Genomic DNA, 1,359 nt, shown 5'->3' with positions numbered 1-1,359 from the left:
GGCCCCACCCCGGCGTCGGCGTCTCGGTGGCCACCGGGCTCATCGGTTAAGGTGGAAGTGTCGAGCTTCACCAACACCCGAGGAGTTTTTCCCGATGACCGACGACAGACTACCGCTTGCCGAACTGATGGCGAAGACCGGAGACGGCGATTTTCTGCGCAGCGTCGCCGAGAGCGTGTTGCAGATCATCATGGAGGCCGACGTCGACGGCCTCATCGGCGCCGGTCGCCACGAGCGCTCCGGCGAGCGCAGCACCTGGCGCAATGGCTACCGCGACCGCACCCTGGATACGCGACTGGGCACGCTCAACCTGAAGATCCCCAAGCTGCGCACCGGCGCCTATTTCCCCGGCTTCCTCGAACCCCGCAAGACGGTGGAGAAGGCGCTGGTCAGCGTCATCCAGGAGGCCTGGATCGCCGGCGTCAGCACGCGGCGCGTCGATGATCTGGTGCAGGCGATGGGGATGAGTGGCATCTCGAAGTCGAGCGTGTCGAAACTGTGCAAGGACATCGACGAGCGGGTGAACGCCTTCCTGAAGCGCCCGCTCGCCGGCGAGTGGCCGTATCTCTGGCTGGACGCGACCTACCTCAAGGTGCGCGAGGGCGGCCGCATCGTCAGCGTGGCAGCCATAATCGCCGTCGCCGTCACCACCGAAGGCAAGCGCGAGATCGTCGGCCTGCACATCGGCCCCAGCGAGGCCGAGCCGTTCTGGTCGACCTTCCTGCGCGACCTCGTCCGGCGCGGCCTGAAGGGTGTGAATCTGGTCATCTCCGATGCGCATGAGGGCTTGAAGGCCGCCATCACCCGCGTCGTCGGCGCCACCTGGCAGCGTTGCCGCGTCCACTTCATGCGCAACGCGCTGGCTCATGTGCCCAAGGGCCAGAACACCATGGTGGCTGCCGCCATCCGGCAGGTCTTCCTCCAGCCCGATCATGCCGCAGCCACCCAGACCTGGCGTCACGTCGCCGACCAGCTGCGCGCCCGCTGGCCGAAACTCGGCGCCTGCATGGACAACGCCGAGCACGACGTGCTCGCCTACATGACCTTCCCCGAACAGCATCGCACGAAGTTGCACTCCACCAACCCATTGGAACGGCTGAACAAGGAGGTGAAGCGCCGCGCCGACGTGGTCGGCATCTTCCCCAACGAGGATAGCATCACCCGCCTCATCGGCGCCGTGCTCCTCGAGCAGAACGACGAATACCTGCTCCAGAACCGCTACATGCAGATCGAAGGCATGACCGCTCTCGCCACACCACAGATCGAGGAGGTACCGCCCCTACAGATTACACCCAAGGCCGCCTGAACGATGCGGCCCGGTGGCACACCTGAAATTACACCACGTTGACGGACACGACC

At 65.4% G+C, this 1,359-nt stretch carries 1 protein-coding gene; it reads left to right on the top strand.

What is annotated here, in order from left to right:
• Positions 1-94 precede the first annotated feature (94 nt).
• The gene (locus ACP690_RS18020; protein ID WP_426261896.1) at positions 95-1,306 is read left to right on the top strand and encodes an IS256 family transposase; all 1,212 of its coding nucleotides are present in this window, start codon (positions 95-97) and stop codon (positions 1,304-1,306) included.
• Positions 1,307-1,359 lie beyond the last annotated feature (53 nt).

The sequence above is a fragment of the Sphingomonas sp. DC4900 genome (assembly GCF_049896485.1).
Lineage (GTDB): Bacteria > Pseudomonadota > Alphaproteobacteria > Sphingomonadales > Sphingomonadaceae > Sphingomonas > Sphingomonas aquatilis.
The sequence above is the reverse complement of the archived record's forward strand: the minus strand, read 5'-3'. Positions and strand labels throughout refer to the sequence as shown.